The organism is Kordiimonas aestuarii (assembly GCF_025574465.1).
GTDB classification, from domain to species: domain Bacteria; phylum Pseudomonadota; class Alphaproteobacteria; order Sphingomonadales; family Kordiimonadaceae; genus Kordiimonas; species Kordiimonas aestuarii.
In genome coordinates this window covers 752,572-771,500 of record NZ_JAOBPP010000021.1, presented here as the reverse complement: position 1 = coordinate 771,500, position 18,929 = coordinate 752,572, and the positions used below count along the sequence as shown (strand labels likewise).

20 protein-coding genes are annotated in these 18,929 nt (G+C 58.8%); 10 read left to right on the top strand and 10 right to left on the bottom strand.

The features are described from left to right. The first annotated feature begins 18 nt into the window (after window positions 1-18). From OEU85_RS16170 to OEU85_RS16160, 3 genes are read left to right on the top strand one after another with little or no spacing between them, the layout of a single operon-like run. A complete protein-coding gene (locus tag OEU85_RS16170; RefSeq protein WP_262692552.1) occupies window positions 19-465 on the top strand; it encodes a hypothetical protein in 447 nt (148 codons plus the stop codon). Window positions 466-494: 29 nt separating this feature from the next. Further along, on the top strand, window positions 495-731 hold the full coding sequence (locus OEU85_RS16165; RefSeq protein ID WP_262692551.1) for a DUF6460 domain-containing protein: 237 nt from the start codon (window positions 495-497) through the stop codon (window positions 729-731). Further along, entirely contained in the window at window positions 728-1,375 is a 648-nt protein-coding gene (locus OEU85_RS16160; RefSeq protein ID WP_262692550.1) for a class I SAM-dependent methyltransferase, read from the top strand. Before OEU85_RS16165 ends, OEU85_RS16160 begins: the two co-directional genes overlap by 4 nt. A gap of 248 nt (window positions 1,376-1,623) precedes the next feature. On the opposite strand, the gene OEU85_RS16155 is transcribed toward OEU85_RS16160, so the two are convergent. From OEU85_RS16155 to OEU85_RS16145, 3 genes are all read right to left on the bottom strand, one after another. Further along, window positions 1,624-2,529 carry a GNAT family N-acetyltransferase gene (locus OEU85_RS16155; protein WP_262692549.1) on the bottom strand — a complete coding sequence of 302 codons (906 nt, stop codon included), beginning with the start codon at window positions 2,527-2,529 and terminating at the stop codon, window positions 1,624-1,626. 69 nt (window positions 2,530-2,598) lie between these two features. Further along, complete coding sequence (locus OEU85_RS16150) at window positions 2,599-3,936, bottom strand: AmpG family muropeptide MFS transporter (RefSeq protein WP_262692548.1); 1,338 nt, start codon at window positions 3,934-3,936, stop codon at window positions 2,599-2,601. 4 nt (window positions 3,937-3,940) lie between these two features. Beyond that, complete coding sequence (locus OEU85_RS16145) at window positions 3,941-4,666, bottom strand: hypothetical protein (protein WP_262692547.1); 726 nt, start codon at window positions 4,664-4,666, stop codon at window positions 3,941-3,943. Window positions 4,667-4,792: 126 nt separating this feature from the next. Between OEU85_RS16145 and OEU85_RS16140 the strand changes: the two genes are divergently transcribed. The 4 genes from OEU85_RS16140 (at window position 4,793) to purH (ending at window position 10,312) form a co-directional block, all read left to right on the top strand. Continuing rightward, on the top strand, window positions 4,793-6,142 hold the full coding sequence (locus OEU85_RS16140; protein WP_262692546.1) for a transcription antitermination factor NusB: 1,350 nt from the start codon (window positions 4,793-4,795) through the stop codon (window positions 6,140-6,142). Window positions 6,143-6,205: 63 nt separating this feature from the next. Then, a complete protein-coding gene (gene rpe / locus OEU85_RS16135; protein ID WP_262692545.1) occupies window positions 6,206-6,865 on the top strand; it encodes a ribulose-phosphate 3-epimerase in 660 nt (219 codons plus the stop codon). Between the two features lie 49 nt (window positions 6,866-6,914). After that, entirely contained in the window at window positions 6,915-8,666 is a 1,752-nt protein-coding gene (locus OEU85_RS16130) for a heparinase II/III family protein (RefSeq protein WP_262692544.1), read from the top strand. 65 nt (window positions 8,667-8,731) lie between these two features. Next, window positions 8,732-10,312, top strand: a complete 1,581-nt coding sequence (purH, locus tag OEU85_RS16125) for a bifunctional phosphoribosylaminoimidazolecarboxamide formyltransferase/IMP cyclohydrolase (protein WP_262692543.1) — start codon at window positions 8,732-8,734, stop codon at window positions 10,310-10,312. A 72-nt stretch (window positions 10,313-10,384) separates the two neighbouring features. On the opposite strand, the gene OEU85_RS16120 is transcribed toward purH, so the two are convergent. The 3 genes from OEU85_RS16120 to OEU85_RS16110 form a co-directional block, all read right to left on the bottom strand. Further along, on the bottom strand, window positions 10,385-10,921 hold the full coding sequence (locus OEU85_RS16120) for a hypothetical protein (protein ID WP_262692542.1): 537 nt from the start codon (window positions 10,919-10,921) through the stop codon (window positions 10,385-10,387). Window positions 10,922-11,075: 154 nt separating this feature from the next. Continuing rightward, window positions 11,076-11,450 (bottom strand): hypothetical protein, encoded by a 375-nt coding sequence (locus OEU85_RS16115; RefSeq protein ID WP_262692541.1) that lies wholly within the window; start codon window positions 11,448-11,450, stop codon window positions 11,076-11,078. Window positions 11,451-11,535: 85 nt separating this feature from the next. Then, entirely contained in the window at window positions 11,536-11,949 is a 414-nt protein-coding gene (locus OEU85_RS16110; RefSeq protein WP_262692540.1) for an HIT domain-containing protein, read from the bottom strand. 33 nt (window positions 11,950-11,982) lie between these two features. Between OEU85_RS16110 and OEU85_RS16105 the strand changes: the two genes are divergently transcribed. Continuing rightward, window positions 11,983-12,438, top strand: coding sequence for a GNAT family N-acetyltransferase (locus OEU85_RS16105; RefSeq protein WP_262692539.1), 456 nt, complete (start codon window positions 11,983-11,985; stop codon window positions 12,436-12,438). 67 nt (window positions 12,439-12,505) lie between these two features. Here OEU85_RS16105 and OEU85_RS16100 read toward each other — a convergent pair whose 3' ends face one another. From OEU85_RS16100 to OEU85_RS16085, 4 genes are all read right to left on the bottom strand, one after another. Beyond that, window positions 12,506-13,012 (bottom strand): hypothetical protein, encoded by a 507-nt coding sequence (locus OEU85_RS16100; protein WP_262692538.1) that lies wholly within the window; start codon window positions 13,010-13,012, stop codon window positions 12,506-12,508. Window positions 13,013-13,110: 98 nt separating this feature from the next. After that, window positions 13,111-14,601, bottom strand: a complete 1,491-nt coding sequence (locus OEU85_RS16095; RefSeq protein ID WP_262692537.1) for a M20/M25/M40 family metallo-hydrolase — start codon at window positions 14,599-14,601, stop codon at window positions 13,111-13,113. 40 nt (window positions 14,602-14,641) lie between these two features. Then, window positions 14,642-15,295: an endonuclease III gene (gene nth, locus OEU85_RS16090; RefSeq protein WP_262692536.1), complete on the bottom strand. Its 654-nt coding sequence runs from the start codon at window positions 15,293-15,295 to the stop codon at window positions 14,642-14,644. Beyond that, on the bottom strand, window positions 15,295-16,047 hold the full coding sequence (locus OEU85_RS16085; protein WP_262692535.1) for an alpha/beta fold hydrolase: 753 nt from the start codon (window positions 16,045-16,047) through the stop codon (window positions 15,295-15,297). Before OEU85_RS16085 ends, nth begins: the two co-directional genes overlap by 1 nt. A gap of 172 nt (window positions 16,048-16,219) precedes the next feature. On the opposite strand from OEU85_RS16085, the gene thrS reads away from it, so the two are divergent. After that, window positions 16,220-18,205: a threonine--tRNA ligase gene (gene thrS, locus OEU85_RS16080; RefSeq protein ID WP_262692534.1), complete on the top strand. Its 1,986-nt coding sequence runs from the start codon at window positions 16,220-16,222 to the stop codon at window positions 18,203-18,205. Window positions 18,206-18,344: 139 nt separating this feature from the next. After that, window positions 18,345-18,881, top strand: coding sequence for a translation initiation factor IF-3 (gene infC, locus OEU85_RS16075; protein WP_262693033.1), 537 nt, complete (start codon window positions 18,345-18,347; stop codon window positions 18,879-18,881). Window positions 18,882-18,929 lie beyond the last annotated feature (48 nt).

Here is an 18,929-nt window from a genome sequence, read left to right as displayed (position 1 = left end):
GGGGGCGAAGGAGAAAGAGTGACACATCAGGACCATCGCCGACGACCCTTCCACCTTCTTGCGCGACTTGGTGCAATTGGCTGCCTTGCGCTCACCGCGGGCTGCGGCCCAACCACGCCCGCGCCTGAAAAAGCCACACCCACACCGGTGCTGGAACCCGAGCCGGAGCCACTGGCCGAGATCCACCCCCGGCCACCCGCCGACCCGCTGCGCCTGATGGGGGCAAGCCCCGGCGATGTTCAGGCCCTGATAGGGAACCCCACGCTTGTGCGACGCGACGACATGATGCAGGTCATGCTGTTTGAGAACGACGGCTGTGTGCTTGAGGTGGTGTTTTACGAACCAACGCGCGGGGAGTATTTTGAAGCGCGCCACCTTGCAGCGCGCACCCGGACAGGCGACAATGTCAATATCGACGCCTGTCTTGCCTCGCACCTGCCGGGCGGTCACTGGCCCGATGAATAAGGGCCCGACAATAAGCAAGGGGATACTTCATGCGTTTTGACGCCGGTACCATTATCAAGCTGGTTATCTACAGCTTCCTTGTCGGCGCGCTTCTGTACTGGCTTGAGTGGAGCCCTGGCGATGTCTATGGCTGGGCCGCCGGGCGTGTTGCCGATGTCTGGGCATGGCTTGTCGGCAGTGGCCTGCAATATATCCTCCTGGGTGCAACCATCGTTGTACCGGTTTATTTTCTCATGCAACTCAAAAACCGGCGCCGTGACAGATGAGCAAGTTTTTCGACCCGCAGGCGCATGATGGGGAAGCAGCGCGACTGCATGCCCCCGCAACCGCCCGCAACCGGAACTTTATCCTGGAGCTTCTGGAAGCCTGCCTGCAGCGTAAAGGCACCTTGCTGGAGATTGCCTCCGGCACAGGAGAACACGCCGCCCATATGGCGCCCAAGCTGGCGCCGCTTTTGTGGCAGCCCACCGACATCGACGACCGGCACCTGACAAGTATTGACGCTTGGCGCAACCATGTGGGCGCAGAAAACCTGTTACCCGTGCGTCGCTTCAACGTGCTGGAAGATGATTGGCAGTTTGATGACCTGCCCGCGCCCATTTCGGCGATTGCGGCCATCAACCTCATTCATATCGCACCATGGGAGGTGGCAGTTGCCCTGATGAAGGGGGCCGGGAAAACCTTGCCAAGCGGCGGCACCCTGTACCTTTATGGCCCCTACAAACAACACGGCAAACATACCGCATCATCAAACGCAGCCTTCGACCTGTCGCTTAAACGCAAAAACCCGGCATGGGGTGTGCGCGACATGGAAGCCGTGATGGACCTTGCCGACAGTGCCGGTTTTGCCGACTTTGATATCGTCGGCATGCCAGCCAATAATTTCTCGCTGATTTTCACTAGGGGTTGAATACGGACCATTTTATAGTCATCCATGTGGATTAACGTTTACTGACTGCCCCATAGCCGACGTGGAGGTCAATGAATGCCTTGATGATATCAGCCGCTACGGCTTTTACCCCACCGATGCCCACCTGCATATTTCCGAGAAACATATCCAGGCTGCCAGGGAGAAAAGCTGACGACCCGCGCGCATAAGGGTAGGAATTGTTATAATCTCACACTTTAACCTTTAGACGGCACGGTTCATCTCAATTCCTATACGGCGGAAGCTTCCCGGCCCGCATCCGCGCTGTCGTTGGCTTGTGTGCCCGCGCCCATATCAAAATGCTTGGAATAGCGGCTGGCGATGCGCTCAACCGGCAGCAGGATAAACACGTCCGTGGTACCGAACTGCTTGTCAACCACCGCGCCATCACCGATGAAACAGCCGATCCGCAGGTAACCCTTGATCAAGGGCGGCAATGCGCGGCGCGCGCGTTTCACGTCAACCTCATCAGCCGGCATGGTGTTCATGTTCACAAACTGGCCATCCAGCGCCTTCACGTGGAAATCCTCGGCCACCAGATGGTTGTGGTAGAGGTAAGCCAGCGCTTCCTTGAAGTCTTCGGGGTCCGTGCCTTCAAATGAGGCGCACCCGAACATATAGGCGATATTGTGTGCCTTCAGATATTCCGAAATACCTTTCCACAGCATATTGATGGTGGAATTGGCGCGGTAATCCTTGTGCACGCATGACCGACCCAGTTCAAGAAGCTGGCGGCCTTCGCCCATCTGCTTGCGGAAGGCGGGTGAGTTCATCGGCGTCAGGTCAAACTCACCACCGGAATAAAAGCCGTTATGTGCCTCAGCAATTTCCTGGCGCAAGAGGCGGTAGGTACCCACAACCCGTTTGCCCTTCTTGCGGTCATGATCAATCACCAGCAGGTGGTCACACACCGCATCATAGGGGTCGATATCGCGCTTGGTCATGCGCATGCGCCAGTCAGGCTTGGCCTGCATTTCTTCGTAGAAGATTTTATAGCGCAGCTTCTGCGCCCATTTGATTTCCTTGAAAGAGCGCGCGAGACGAACCTCAAGGCTGCCTTGCCGCACATAGGACGGGGCACCTGCCAATGTCTGCGCGGCGGCAACCCGTGGGCGAATGAGAGCGTATCTTTTCATAAGGCGATCCTTATAGGCACACAGCGTGGCGATATTGTTACAGACGCTTGAACAATCCGTGACATGGTTTCATATGTCGGCCTTCCCATCACCGGTTGCAAGGTTACCCGTTCCCACATCTTTTTTCCAGAGAATGAACAGGAGAATAAGCCCGGGTATGGCAATCGCTGTCGCATACAGGAAAAACTCCACCCAGCCCACGGCCTCGGCGACAAAACCACTGGGCGCGCCCAGAAGGGTACGCGCCTGATTACCAAGCGACGACAGCAGTGCAAATTGTGTCGCGGTGAAATTGACATTACAAAGCCCTGCGTAATAGGCGATGATCACAGTCGTACCAAGCCCGGTGGCGAAGTTTTCAAGCCCAACTGTCACCGCCAGCCGCCAACTCTCGGTCGCGCCCATGGAAAGCCAGGCAAAACCAAGGTTTGTCAGCATCATAAGAATGCCCGTGAACAGAAGCGCCTGGTAAATGCCAATCCGTTTGTAAAGCACCGCCCCCAACCCAACGCCGATCATGAGGGTGATGAAACCAACCGTCTTGTTTGCCGCGGCAATATCAAGGTCCGAGAAGCCCATCTCCACAATCAGCGGGCCGGTCATGATTGCCGTCACCGCATCGCCAGCCTTGAAAAGCAGGATGAACAACAGCACCAGCAGCCAGTAATCCCGACGGGTAAATTCCTTGAACGGCAACCACACGGCTTCGCGCAGGCGTTCGACAAATGTCGGTAATCCTGCATGGCGCTTGCGTTCGTTTGCCAGAAACTCGCTATCCTCGCGGCCTTCCGGCTCACCAATAAAAAGGGCCGCCAGCGTACCGGGCAGCAGCAAAAGCGGCAGCAGGCTGATCGCCAACGACCAACCGTAAAAATTGGCAACCGTCAACACGCCAACCCCGGCAACATAGTTGGCGGTACGGTAGCCAAAGACATATGCCGCCGCGCTATAGCCCTGCTCTTCCCTGTCGTCGATAATCTCGATGCGGTAGGCGTCGATAACGATATCCTGACTGGCGGACAGGAAGGCGATGGACGCGCACAGGACCGCAACCCAGTAAAGCTGGCTCGCGGGCTCAAGCCCCGCTACGATGAAGATACCCACAGCCATCAGCGCCTGAATGGTGAAAAGCCAGCCGCGCCGCTGGCCAAAAAACCGGGTGACCGGGCCAAGTGGCAGGCGGTCAATCGCCGGCGACCACAGAAACTTCCAGGTGTAGAAAGTGGTGATAAGCGCAAAAAGCCCAACGTCCGACTTGCTCACATCCTCCCGCGACAGCCAGATTCCCAGAAGCGAAATCACGAAGGTGAGCGGAAAGCCGCTCGACATGCCAAGGCCGAAGGTGGCGACGATGCGCCGGTCGCGGTAGGGCTCCAGCGCGGCCCAAAGGTCTTTTGCTTTCGACACGCGGTTAACCCTCAGCCTTCAAGCGGTCGGCATCGACCACGATCCAAAGCCCCTCTGCTTTTGCGATGAGGTTACCTCCCGCGTCGAGCACGGCGGTGCCACAGCGGCGCTTGCGGCCAGAGGCACCTAAATCCCAGCCGATCACCGTGGCCTCGCCTTCGGCCTTCAGCTTTCCGGTAATCTCGGCGGTCAGGCGCCCAAGCAGTGCCGCTTCCCCGGCCGCACAGGCAAAATAGCCGGGACAGTCAAGCGCGGCCCACAGCATCACGTCTGAGAGATTGCCGTCAGCCCCCGCGTAACTTTCATCCAGCAGCCATTTGGCGGCGACCATACCGGGCACGCCCTCAACCATTTTTGCGTGGATACACAGCCCGTCCGGATGTGTGCGCTCGTGCCCGCACACAAAACAGGTTTCAAACGGTTCAAACTTTTTGGGCCGCCCCGGCGCGTCCACGGGGTTGCCGCCAAGCGTCAGCGGGGTCGGAAAGGCGGGTACCTCAAGGTCAAGCGTTGCAGGTTTTGCCACACCCAGTACTACATCGCCCTGCATCAGCACGCTGCCGTCACCCGACTTTGAAAGTGCAAGGTCAATGTCCAGCGGCGGCGGGGCCTTGAGGCTGGCTTCCGCCGGGCCCTCAATCAGGCTGGCCAGCATGCCGCAGACATAACCGCCATTGCCGCTCGTCGGTGGGCCCTTGAAGCGCGATGCAATCGTCACTGTCTGGTGCATATAGTCCTCCCCGCGTATCTTGTCTTTGTCCCTAAGTAAGGGGGAAAATGCGTCGCGCGCAAGGCAATCGTGCATTTGGTCTGCGTTTCGCTTTGCCTTGCGGCGCGCTTGGCGCTATGAAGCGCCATGATGACAAAGCCAGAAACCCCAAAAACCACCGACGCACCGCAAAACGCTCAGCCGAAAAACGCTCGCGAGGCGGCAGTGCGCACCCTGATGGCCGTAACGCTCAAAGGCCGCCCGTTTGACGTAGCGCTGGATGATATCACCAGCGAACTGGACGGCCGCGACCGCGCCTTTGTAATGCAGCTTGTGATGCTATGCCTCAGGCGGCTTGGTTCCTTGCGCGTTCTCATGCGTACCTTGATCGACCGTGGCCTGCCCCGGAACGCCACCTGGACCGACGCCGCGCTCCTGACCGGTCTTGCCCAAATCCTCTTCATGCGCACGGCGGACCATGCCGCAGTTAATGAAACCGTGACTATGGTCAAGAATTTGTCCGGCAAGGAACGAGGGTTTTCCGGGCTTGTGAACGCCGTCTTGCGCCGTGCCGTGCGCGAACGCGATGCATTGGTGGCAAAACTGGACGCCATGCCCGACGCCGACCTGCCGGACTGGCTGCAACAAAGCTGGTCCAAAGCCTATGGCCCCGCGGTGATGCAGGACATCGCACGCTGTCTGCAAACCGCGCCGCCGCTTGATATCACGCTGGCCGTCGGGCAAGACGCCGACACATGGGCAGAGGCTCTGGCGGCCACGGTCATGCCAAACGGCAGCCTGCGCCGGGCGCTTACCGATGTGGCAGAGCTGCCGGGTTACACCGACGGCACATGGTGGATACAGGATATGGCAGCCAGCCTGCCGGTCATGCTGCTTGGCGACGTAAGTGGCAAACACGTGCTGGATATGTGCGCCGCACCGGGCGGCAAGACCATGCAGCTCGTCAGCCGCGGCGCGACCGTAACAGCGATCGACCGCAACAGGAACCGCCTGAAGCGCCTGCACGCCAATTTGGCGCGCACTGGCCTGAAGGCCGATGTCCATGTGGCCGACGCCGCCACCTTCACCCCCAAAACGCCAGTGGATCATATCCTTCTGGATGCGCCGTGTTCGGCCACCGGCACGCTCAGGCGCAACCCGGATGTCATCTGGACCAAAGCGCCGGAGGACGTGGAAAAGCTGGCGACCCTGCAGGCCCGTATCCTCGACCACGCCTTCGCGCTGTTGCCCACGGGCGGCACGCTTGTTTACTGCGTCTGTTCGCTGGAGCGCGCAGAAGGGAAAGATCAGATCGATGCTTTCCTCTCCCGCCATAAAAACGCCAAACGCGCGGGTATATCTGCGGATGACCTTGGCGGCATGGATGCCCTTGTCACGCCAGAGGGTGACATGCGCTGCCTGCCGTCTATGATGTCGGATGCAGGCGGCATGGACGGCTTTTTTGCCGCCCGGATCACCAAAGACCAAACGGCCTGAAAACTGTGCCAAAAGCACGCCCAAACGCTTGCGGGCATTGGGCCAAACTGATATGGAAGCGCCATGAAAAAGCCTCTCAGAATTGCCCCTTCCATCCTGTCGGCGGATTTCGCCCGGCTGGGTGAAGAAGTCAGAGCCGTTGACGCGGCCGGTGCCGACTATATCCACATCGACGTGATGGACGGCCATTTTGTCCCCAACATCACCATCGGCCCCGATGTGGTGAAGGCGCTGAGGCCGCACAGCGACAAGGTGTTTGACGTGCACCTGATGATCGAACCGGTCGACCCCTATATCGAGGCTTTTGCCAAGGCGGGCGCGGATATCATCACCGCCCACGTGGAAGCGGGCCCGCACACCCACCGCACACTGCAGGTGATCAAGGCGGCAGGCGCGAAGGCCGGGGTTTCCCTCAACCCGTCGACGCCTGAAAGCACAATCGACTATCTTTATGAAGAGCTAGACCTTATCCTTGTGATGTCGGTTAACCCCGGTTTTGGCGGGCAGAGCTTTATCGACAGCCAGTTGCGCAAGATTGAAGCCATCCGCAAGCGCATCGATGCGCTGGGGCTGGATATCGACCTTGAAGTGGACGGCGGCGTGAACGCCTCGACAATCCAGTCGGTCGTGGACGCAGGCGCCGATGTGGTTGTTGCCGGCAGCGCCACGTTCAAAGGCGGACCGGACATGTACGCGGCCAACATCAAGGCGCTCAGGGTTTAGGTGTATCACCAATTTAGAGTATAACATTAAGGACAGGGAGCAGGCGGCGATGAACGCGGCCTTTGATCAAATTGCCGAATATGCGGCCCGGACGCCCATGTCGCGTTCCACGCTAAGGCGCGATCAACGCTCCCATTTTGTCCTGAACGCCCTCAAGCGCGCCGGCCAACAGCTGCGCGAATGGGGTTATTCCACCTCGCTCTACAGCTACCGTTTGCGCGGCCGTCATCCCGGGCAGTTGCTCGGCAGCCCCGACGACCCGGCACCCGGTAATGCCACGCTTGGCTCCGCTATTTTTGGCGGCGATATGCTGCATGATGGCGAACAACATGTGCTGAAAGAAGATTTCTGGTTGCGCATGGAAAGCGCGAGCCTCAGGTTCCGCCACTATGCCCACAGCTTCCACTGGCTGCAGGACCTGGCCCAGGTGGGGGACCAGGTAAAAGCCCGCGACGCGGCAGAAACCATGCTGTCCTGGTGGCTTCCCTATGGGGAAGACTGGTTCAGGGACGCGTGGAACGCGGAAACCCTGGCCCGCCGCCTGATCAACTGGCTGCCCCATGCGCCGCTTATTCTCTCCAGCGAAGACCTTGTTTACCGTTCGAAGGTACTGACAAGTTTCGCACGCCAGACCCGCCACCTGATGCGCGTGTGGCATGACGCGCCCGCAGGCCTGCCGCGTGTTTACACCACTACCGCACTGACACTCTGTGGCCTGCTGCTGCCCGGCGGCACGGCGTGGCTGAACCGTGGCAGTACAGAGCTTGAACGCGCGCTGGCGGGCTTCATCCTGCCGGACGGCGGCCCCGCCAGCCGCAACACGGCGGATGCTATCCGCACCATGCAGCTGCTCATTCTTGTGCGCGGCGCCTATCAGGACCGTGGTGATGACCTGCCTGCCTGGGTGCTAACAACACTTGACCGTATCGCACCTTTCATCCGTGCCATGCGCCATGGGGACGGCAGTTTCGCGCAGTTTGGCGGCGTTACCGCCGAAGGGGGACACGGCACAAATGCCATATTAGCCGCCAGCGACGCCAAGGGCAAAGCCATCGAGAATGCTGCCCACACGGGCTTCCAGCGCGTGATTGCGGGCAAAGCCTGCCTGATCATGGACGCCGGTCCGCCACCCCCGCAGGCCTATGCCGCACGCGCGCACGCCAGCACCGGCGCAATTGAATTTTCCGTTGGCCAGGAACGCATGATTGTCAGCGTCGGCCCCGCATCCAAACACGGCCCCATGCCGCGGCTGGCCACGCTCTCGCGCACCACGGCAGCGCATTCGACATTGGTGATTGGTGACCGCAACTCCACCCGCCTGATGGAAGACGGGCGGCTTGGTGCCGGCGTGGGTGAAACACTGATGATCCGCGAAGGCACCGACGAAGGCCAACGCCTGAGGCTGACCCACGACGGTTACCTGAAGCGGTTTGGCATCAAACACGAACGGCTGATTGAAGTGCTGGCCGACGGCAGCCGCATCAAGGGCAGCGACCGCCTGTTCGGCCCAAAAATCAAAAAACTAGCCGGGCAGGAAGTGCTGCTGCGCTTTCATCTGCATCCGCACGTACGCGCCATGAAGGCGCCGGACGGGCGTATCACGCTGGAGACAAGATCCGGCAAGACATGGATTTTCGATGCGGACGGCGGCAAGGCCGAGATTGAGGACAGCCTTTATCTCAGCCGGCCCGACCGTCCTGAAGCGGCGCGGCAAATTGTTGTCACGCTGGCCCATGGTGCGGGCACAGGGGGGAACGAGCAACCCATTTGCAATTGGGTTTTGAGTGAAATGAACATCTGACACAACCCGGCCTGATGGGTGGCCGCATGTGTCGGATGTTTTTATTTTAGAGGCGACCATAAAGTATGGATAAAGTGACGATTAAACGGGCCCTTCTGTCGGTGTCGGACAAAACCGGGCTGGTGGAGCTTGCAAAAGCACTGGCCGACAAGGGCGTTGAGCTTCTTTCAACCGGCGGTTCGGCGAAGGCGATCCGCGACGCGGGCCTGCCGGTTCGGGAAGTAGCTGAACACACCGGTTTCCCGGAGATGATGGACGGGCGGGTCAAGACCCTGCACCCCAAAATTCATGGTGGTCTTCTGGCGCTTCGGGACAACAAAGACCACGTCAAGGCGATGAAAGACCATGATATCGGCGCGATCGACCTTGTTGCCATCAACCTGTACCCGTTTGAAGCCACCGTTGCCTCAGGTGCGGATTTTGAAACCTGTATCGAGAATATCGACATCGGCGGCCCGGCCATGGTGCGCTCGGCGGCCAAAAACCACGGCTTTGTCACCATTGTGACCGATCCTTCAGACTATGCCACTGTCATCGCCGAGGTCAGCGAGACCGGCGGCACAACACTCGCGACCCGTCGCCGCCTTGCCGCCAAGGCCTACAGCCGCACGGGTTCCTACGACGCCGCCATCGCCCAGTGGTTCGCCGAACAGAACGGCGAAACCTTCCCCGACCGCCTGCCGTTTGCGGGGGAAAAGGTGCAGGAATGCCGGTACGGTGAAAACCCGCATCAGGTTGCCGCTTTCTACAAGAATGCCGAGAACCGCCCGGGCATCGCCACCGCAACCCAGCACCAGGGCAAGGAACTGTCCTATAACAACCTCAACGACACCGACGCCGCCTTTGAGCTCGTCAGCGAGTTTGACCCGAGCGTGCCCACGGTCGCCATTATCAAACACGCCAACCCTTGTGGCGTGGCGATGGGCGAAACGCTGTTGGACGCCTACAAAAAGGCGCTCAAGTGTGATCCTGTTTCAGCCTTTGGCGGCATTGTGGCGCTCAACGGCCGCCTGGACGCGGACACCGCGAAAGAGATCATCAAGGTCTTCACCGAGGTGATCATCGCGCCCGAGGTCACCGACGAAGCCAGGGAGATCATCGGCGCGAAGAAAAACTTGCGCCTGCTGACGACCGGCGGCCTCGCTGTACCAACCCAGGCCGCGAAGATGGTCAAGTCCGTCGCCGGAGGTTATCTTGTGCAGAACCGCGACACCGGCCGCGTGAGCCTTGATGACCTGAAGGTCGTGACCAAACGCGCGCCAACGAACGCGGAACTGAAGGACATGCTCTTTGCCTTCCAAGTGGGCAAACACGTCAAATCAAACGCGATTGTTTACGTACGGGACGGCATGACCGTAGGTATTGGCGCGGGCCAGATGAACCGCCGAGACAGCAGCCGCATCGCCGCCATCCGTGCGGGTGAAGCGGCCGAGACGGCCGGTGAGACGGAAAGCCTCGCCAAGGGTTCGGTTGTGGCCTCTGACGCCTTCTTCCCGTTTGCCGACGGCTTGCTCGCCGCCGCAGAAGCGGGCGCGACCGCCATCATCCAGCCCGGGGGTTCCATGCGTGACGACGAGGTGATCACCGCCGCAGACGAGGCCGGACTTGCCATGGTCTTCACCGGCATGCGCCACTTCCGCCACTAGGGCTTACAGCTATCTCAAGAAAAAAGCCGGGGCAAATGCTCCGGCTTTTTTTTATGGCTATAGTGCCGAGACCTAACGCACGGCCAAAACCGGCGAAACCAGCAAATTGAGTACCGCGAGCGCACCCCAGACCAAAAACACAGGCTGTAAAACTTTTGTCGCCCCTGCCCGCTCGCCTTTATCAAGCGTCTTGAGCGCACCAAGCCCCGGATACATTTTCCCCAGCACAAAAATGGCAACGAGCAAGGTCAGGCCAAGCCCTGGATAACTGACCGCCTCTCCAAGGAAATTCGCGACAATATTTGCGACAAAAGCTGCGCTTACCACCGATATCAGGACTATGCCTGCTGGCCGCACATGCTGGGTCACGAGAAAGGACAGGCCAAGAATGGCCACCGTGTTAAACATGGGGGCCAACCACATGGCACCGCCGCTGTCTTCAGAGCGCCAGATCATCAGAAGAGCAAAAGCAAGGTTCAGGCTGGCCACCACAAAACCCACCACCGCCATGCCCATGGCATCTTTCTTTTCAAAATCTTCGACGTTGGCGGAAAGCACGCGGCGGATCGCATCATCCGCAGCCGGCGCTGCCTTTTGAATGTCTGTCATAGCACCCCCAATTCGTTGCATCAACGAACCATCGTATACAAAAAACCGGCAGTTGAACAAGGCTTCGTTGCCTGCATGCGGACTGAAAAAGAAAAGCCGGGGCGCACCATTGCCCCGGCCTTTTTCGCCTGAGATCAAATCGTGATCATTCTCTTTACCCGCACCCGGCGGCAACCACCCTTGCCTGTGGTGTGTTGCCGTTCCCCGGCCCAACCGGGCAGCGCCGTGTGCCGCCTTGTGGCACATTGCCTTGCGACGTACATGTGGCATTGTTGCTACCTGCCGCCACGGTCGCTGTGCATTGGGTGACCATCTGGCCACCGCACATATAGCTGATGCGGAAGCTGTCGCCCGCATTGCCACTGATGTTAAGATGAACCGTCCCCATCATGGTGCTGGGGTCGCAGGCAGCGCCTTGTGTGGTATCCATCTCGCCCTCTGGTTCCTCGCCACCGTTTTTTGCCTCGCCGCACGCGACCAGGGCAAAGAGCGCAACACCTGCGCCAAATAGTGTCACTGGTTTCAACATTATCCCCTCCTCAATTTAACCGGGCCAAGGCATGGGGCGCTTGCGGACAGGGAGGGGTATACACCCATAGGGAGAGTTCTATTGCCTATAGATTATTTAGGTGCTGGCGCAGGTGGGCAATGCGCGCCTTCATAACATCGGCTTCATAGGGCACTGTGGGCATCTTGCCCCAGATGGGGCCGGGCCACGCCGGATCACCCTCATAACGCGCAATCACATGCACATGAAGCTGCGGCACCATGTTGCCAAGCGCCGCCACGTTCATCTTGGTCGCATCAAACGCCAGTTCCATGACGCGTGCGACCGCCGTCATCTCCCGCATCAGGGTTTGCTGGTCACCCTCGGACAGCTCATGAATTTCGCGAATGCCCGCACGCTCCGGCACCAGAATGAGCCATGGGTAGGTGGCGTCGTTCATCATGAGCACACGGCAAAGCGCAAGTGTTTCAATCCACTCGGTATCAGCCGCCAGTTTTGCGTGCAGCGAAAATTCTGTCATAGTAGCGCTCCCAAGCTCATTGAAGGTAGTGTCATGACCTCATTCCATCGTACCCGCCTCGGCACGGAAGACGATATCTTTTTTATCCAGGCGCTGGAGATGGACCCAGCCAATCAATATGTGCATCGCTGGAGCGAAAACCTTCACAAAAAGAAGTTGGCTGACACAACTTATAGGTATCTGATCGCTGAAGACGTTGAAGGCAGGCCAATCGGTTTTGCCATCCTGAACTATAACAGCGCTGATCGGCTTGAGTGGCGGCGCATTATCGTTGCCCGCAGGGGTTTTGGTATTGGCCGCGCGTTCATGCGCGATGTGCTTGCGTACTTTGCACGCGACAAAGCGCTGAAAACCATCTGGCTTGATGTTTACGCCCGCAATGAGCGCGCCGTGCATGTGTATGCGTCACTCGGCTTCAAGCAGACGGGGGAGGACCATACCTCGGTGCCCGGCGAACAGCTTGTGATCATGGAATACCTGTTGCCATAAAAAAACCGCCCCGAACCATGGACCGGGGCGGCATCTTCATCAATACATCTTCATCAAGACCGGGCGATCAGACGGAGGGATCTTCATCCTCGTCCTTATCATCATCGTCCTTTTCTTTTTCCTTTTTCGCCTTTTTGTCTTTCATCTTTTTGGCGTGGTCTTTGTGCTCTTTAGCGGCCTCTTTGGCGTGCTTTTTGTGCTCTTTTGCCATGTCCTTGGCATGTTTCTTATGAGCCTTAGCCATGTCCTTGGCATGTTTCTTATGAGCCTTAGCCATATCCTTGGCGTGCTTTTTGTGTTCCTTGCCCATCTCTTTGGCGTGTTTCTTATGGGCTTTGGCGATGGCCTTGTCGCACTTGGCCTGGGCTTTGGCCCGGTCCTCGTCGGACCCGCCTTCAGCCTTTTTCATCGCCGCATCGCACTTGGCTTGCGCCTTTTCCATCGCCGCCTTGTGCACATCGTGCATGTCGCCCTTCTCACCCTTTTCGTGGTGATCAAGCGCCTGCGCGGCACCCATGCCCGCGACGGCAAAGCAGGCCGCAAAAATAGTGGTAATAACCGGGAGTTTTTTCATCTTCCCCTCCTCAGATGACCTTCGGTACTCAGAACACTCGCTATGTATACTAGCGCACTTTAATGCCCCCCACTACCGTGGAGGGTGATGCTCACGCATTAGTGCTGCGCGCCTGCCGCGCGTCGCATCAGTTTCTCGAAAAAGTCCACTTGCCGCGCGATCACAGCGATGGGCACGGCCTCGTTGGTGCCGTGGATACGCTTGAGGTCTTCGGGCTTAAACACAAAAGGCATGAAGCGGTACACGCCGTCGGCCACCATGTCATAGTGCCGCGCGTCGGTGCCTTGCACGGTGAGCGTAGGCGCGATGGGGATATCGCCAAACTCATCCGCGATGGTAGCAACAATGGCTTTGTAGCCTTCGCCCGAAGCGTCAGACATGCTGGTGGCTTCGCGGCCACCGCCAAGGTTGGTGATTGTCACCCGCTCATCATCCACAAGCGTGCGGGCGCGTTCGGTCACGCTCTCCACCGTGTCGCGCGGGTGGATGCGGTAGTTCACAATCGCCTCACCATACTGCGGCAGGATGTTGGTTTTGGTGCCCGATTTCATCATGGTGAAAGCCGTGGTGGTGCGCATGAAGGCGGCCACTGTCGGGCTCTTTGATAACTGCGCCTCCATGAGTGGGCGCGTGAGCCACAGGTTGGCGATCATCAACCGGTTGATAAAGGGTTGTTCGGGCGCGATGGCAAAGAGGAACTCTTCCAAGTGCTCATCGAGGATCGGCTCATAAGGGTTATCCATCACTGTGGCACCGGCTTTGGCGGCGAGGCTGGCAGCGGTAAACTCTTTCGGCGCGCTTGAGTGTCCGCCCTCATCCTCAGCCGAGAATTTGAGTGTCACGGAACCCTTCTCGCCAAGGCTGACGAGCGCCACCGGGCTTTTAATCCCCGGCACAATGCCGTCCGTCATCGCAGAGCCTTCGTCCATCGCCCAGGCAAGCTGTACACCGCGCGCCTTGAGGATTTCCGCCATCTTGACGGCACCCATGTCGCCGCCTAGTTCCTCGTCATGACCGAAGAGGAAATAGATATCCCGGTCCGGCGTGAAGCCAGACGTGGCCATACGTTCCGCCGCTTCCATCAGCGAAATCAGGATGCCCTTGTCATCCAAGGCACCCCGGCCCCACAGCACACCGTCCGCGTCAATCACGCCGTCAAACGGCGGGTGTTTCCAGTCCTTGAGGCCATATTCTGGCACCGGCACCACATCCATGTGCGCCAGAAGCGCGATGGGCTTTTTGCTGACGCCTTCAGCCGCCGGCCAGCGGTACATGAGCGAGTAATCTGAGACTACTTCACGCTCCATCTCCTTATGGGCATTGGGGTAGGTGTCCTCAAGGAACTTGTGGAAACCTTTGAAGGCGGCTTCATCGGGGGCGGCATTCAGGTCGTGGCTGATGGTCTCGTAGCGGATGGCGGCCGCGAGGTTTTCACCGATTCGGCGCACTTCGGCGTCATCAAGCGTCGCGTTTTTCACGCTATGCGCTTCCCCTGCCGGCAACAGCATAAAGGTGCGCGTCACCATCACGGTACCCAACACAACAACAGCCAACAGCAGGGCAAGCCCTAAAAATTTAACAGTACGCATCACAGTCCCTCGATTTACAGCGCCATACTACAGCTATGAGTTAGATCGTTTTTTCTTTGTACAAACAGATGTCCGTCAGCTTGCATTTGGCACAGTCGGGCTTGCGCGCTTTGCAGATGTAGCGGCCCAGGAGGATAAGCCAGTGGTGCGCGTGCAGGCGGAAGGGTTCGGGGATGACTTTTTCAAGCGCCAGCTCGACCTTCAGCACATCCTTGCCGGGCGCGAGGCCGGTGCGGTTCGACACCCGGAAGATATGGGTATCCACCGCACATGTCGGCTGGCCGAAGGCAATATTCAGCACCACATTAGCGGTCTTGCGGCCAACACCGGCGAGCGCCTCAAGCTCTTCCCGTGTCTCAGGCACTTTGGAGCCATGCTTGTCAATCAAGTCACGGCACAGCTTGATAACATTTTCGGCTTTGGAATTATAAAGCCCGATGGTCTTGATATAGTCCTTCAGGCCATCCACGCCGAGCGCAACCATCTTCTCCGGCGTGTCAGCCACGGGCCAGAGGTTTTTGGTCGCCTTGTTCACCCCCACGTCCGTCGCCTGCGCCGACAGCACAACGGCGACCAGAAGCGTGAACTCGTTCACATAATCGAGCTCGCCCTCGGGGTTGGGGTTATCTTCCGCGAGCCTTCTGAAAAACTCAAAAATCTTGTCGCGGTTCAGCTTTGAATATTTGCCTGCCATTACCTGAGCCCTTCCACGAGGTTCCCCACTACGCGCACAAGGCGCGCAAGGTCAACGTCGCGCGACAGCCGGTGGTCACCGCCCGGCACCAAGATAACCTCTGTGTCTTCACCCGTGAGGTTGTCGGCAATGCTGAGCGCGGTTTGCCACGGCACGTCAGGGTCGGCGGTGCCCTGAATAAGCCGCACAGGGATATCAAGGTGGATCGGGCCGTGATTCACCCGGTGCTGCCACCCATCTTCAAACAAAGCACGGGTGAAAACATACGGGTCGGGGCCATAATCGCTTGGCACCAGCAGGCGGCCTTCGGTGAGGATGGTGTTGCGCTCAGTATCCGTCAGCGCGTCCCAGTGCCAAAGCGTGAAATCAGGCGCTGCGGCGATACCGACAAGCGCTTTCACCCGTGCGCGCCGCGCCTTGGCGGCGAGAAGCGCGACCCAGCCCCCCATGGACGAGCCGACAAGGGTTTGCGGGCCAGTGGTCAGCCGGTCAATGACCGCGAGCGCGTCCTGAAGCCACAGGCTAATGGTGCCGTCAGCGAACGTGCCCGACGACTGCCCGTGCCCCTGATAGTCAAAGCGCACAAAGCCGCGGCCCGTGCGCCTGGCCCAGTCCTCAAGCGCGAGCGCCTTGGAGCCTTCCATATCGCTCATGAACCCGCCCAAAAACACCACCCCCGGCCCCGCGCCATGGGTGCGGTGATAGGCAATGCGGGTGCCGTGATCGGTGTCCATGAAGGATGGTTTTGGCATACGCTGTTTCCCCTTGGCTATAATAGACTGACAGTGGTGTTGCTCCGGCGTGACCCTAGCAGGGGTCTTTTTAAGGCTCAAGCGGCATAAAAGCCAAGGCTTTGCTTGACTTCCCGCCACCGCGTAGTTAACTCGCGAATTCCATAATTTCTATTTTGAGGAAACCAGACCAATGAACGAGAACGCGAGTGTCAAAAACCCGGTCAACCTGCGCCTGCCTGATGGCAGCGTGCGCACGTTTGATGGCCCGGTAACCGGCACCACACTCGCCTCGGTCATTGGGCCGGGGCTTCTCAAGGCTGCGCTGGCGATCAAAGTGGGTGGCGAGCTGTGGGACCTGAACCGTGAAATTGAAGCGGACGCAGACGTTTCCATCATCACCAAACGTGACGACGACGGGCTTGAGCTGATGCGCCACGACGCCGCGCACATCATGGCCGAAGCGGTGCAGGAACTGTTCCCCGGCACGCAGGTCACCATCGGCCCCGTGATCGAAGACGGCTTTTTCTACGATTTTGCGCGCGACAAGCCGTTCACCGAAGAAGACCTTGAGGTGATCGAGAAACGCATGCACGAGATCGTCAAGCGCGACGAGAACATCATCCGCGAAGTGTGGGACCGGGACGACGCCGTCGCCTACTTCAAGAAAATTGGCGAGCTGTATAAAGCCGAGCTGATCGAAGCCATCCCGGCAGGTGAACTGGTAACCATTTACCGGCAAGGCGAATGGCTAGACCTCTGCCGTGGTCCGCACCTGCCGTCAACCGGTAAACTGGGCGACGCCTTCAAGCTGATGAAGGTAGCCGGTGCTTACTGGCGCGGTGACAGCAAAAACGCAATGCTCACCCGCATCTACGGCACCTGCTGGCGCGACAAAAAAGAACTGAAAGCTTATCTGCTGCGACTTGAAGAAGCGGCGAAACGTGACCATAGGAAACTCGGCCGCGAGATGGACCTGTTCCACCTGCAGGAAGAAGCGCAGGGGTCGGTCTTCTGGCACCCGCAGGGCTACACCATCTGGCTGGCGCTGGAAAAATACATCCGCACCCGCCTTCAGGGCGCGGGCTACCGCGAGGTGAAGACACCGCAGGTGCTCGACAGCAAGTTCTGGGAACAATCCGGCCACTGGGCCAAGTTCCGCGAAAACATGTTTGTCGTGCCCGATGAGGTGCCGAACACCGAAGAGGACGGCCCGGTGCTGTCGGGCGACGCCAAGCTGATGGCGCTCAAGCCGATGAACTGCCCGGCGCATGTGCAGATTTTCAAGCAGGGCATCAAGTCATACCGCGATTTGCCGATCCGCTTTGCCGAGTTTGGTTGCTGCCACCGGAACGAGGCGCACGGGGCGCTGCACGGGTTGATGCGCGTGCGCCAGATGACACAGGATGACGCGCATATCTTCTGCCGCGAAGATCAGGTGACAGAAGAAAGTGTGGCTTTCTGCGCGCTGCTGGCCAGCGTGTACAAAGACCTCGGCTTCCCTGAGTTTCAAGTGAAACTGGCAACGCGCCCTGAGATGCGCGCCGGCAGTGATGAAGTGTGGGACAAGGCGGAAGGCGCGCTTGAAGCCGCGCTGAAGGCGGCAAACCTCGAGTTTGAATACGCACCCGGCGAAGGCGCCTTTTATGGCCCCAAACTTGAGTTCCACCTGTCGGACGCCATCGGCCGTACCTGGCAGTGTGGTACATTGCAGACCGACTTTGTGCTGCCCGAGCGGCTGGACGCAAGCTATATCGGTGAAGACGGCAACAAGCACCGCCCGGTGATGCTGCACCGCGCCATCCTTGGCACGCTCGAGCGTTTCATCGGCATCATGATCGAGCATTACGCCGGCAAGATGCCGCTGTGGATGGCACCAACGCAGGTTGCTGTGGCGCCCATCACGTCGGAGGCGGACGAATACGCACAGAACGTGGCTGACAGGCTATCGGCGCTTGGCATGCGCGTGAACACGGACCTCAGGAATGAGAAGATCAACTATAAGGTCCGCGAACACAGCCACGCCAAGGTGCCGGTGATCCTTGTGGTCGGCATGCGCGAGGCGGAGGAGGGCAAAGTGTCCATGCGCCGCCTTGGTTCGAACGAGAACAAGGTGATGACACTTGATGAAGCTGCGGTGCAGTTGTCGGCTGAAGCGACGATGCCAACGGGCAACTAGTGTTGCCTGAATGTAACAACCTGCCAAAGCCCGCGTTTTTCAAGGCTTTGCAAGGGCTTCGATACAGGCTATAGTAAAAAAAGTGCAAGGCGGGCCCGCAAGTGTGGCCCGCCACTTAACGTCTACAGGAGAACTGACCATACGTAGAGGGCAATTTGCGACCCCACCCAAACAGGAAGGGCCGCGCGTTAACGATCAGATCAGAGTAAAAGAAGTCCGGCTGATCGGAGCTAATGGTGAAAACCACGGTGTCGTCACCGTCGCGCAGGCGAGAGACCTCGCCGACGAAGCAGGGCTGGATCTTGTCGAGATCTCGCCAGGTGCGGAACCGCCCGTATGCAAGATTCTCGACTACGGCAAGTTCAAATACGAACAGCAGAAAAAAGCCAATCTGGCCCGCAAGAACCAGAAGACGCAAGAGGTCAAAGAGATCAAGATGCGTCCTGGTATCGACACCCACGACTATGAAACCAAGATGAAGAAAATTCACCAGTTCATCGAAAAAGGTGACAAGGTGAAGGTGACCATCCGTTTCCGTGGCCGTGAAATGGCGCACCAGGAACTGGGCATGGACGTGCTCAAGAAGGTTGCGGCCGAGATGGAAGAAGAAGCCAAGATTGAGGCGCGCCCCAAAATGGAAGGCCGCCAGATGATCATGGTCATCGCGCCCAAATAAGGCCGCGCTTCACGTGAAACAGCCAAAAAACCGCCCTCATCCGGGGCG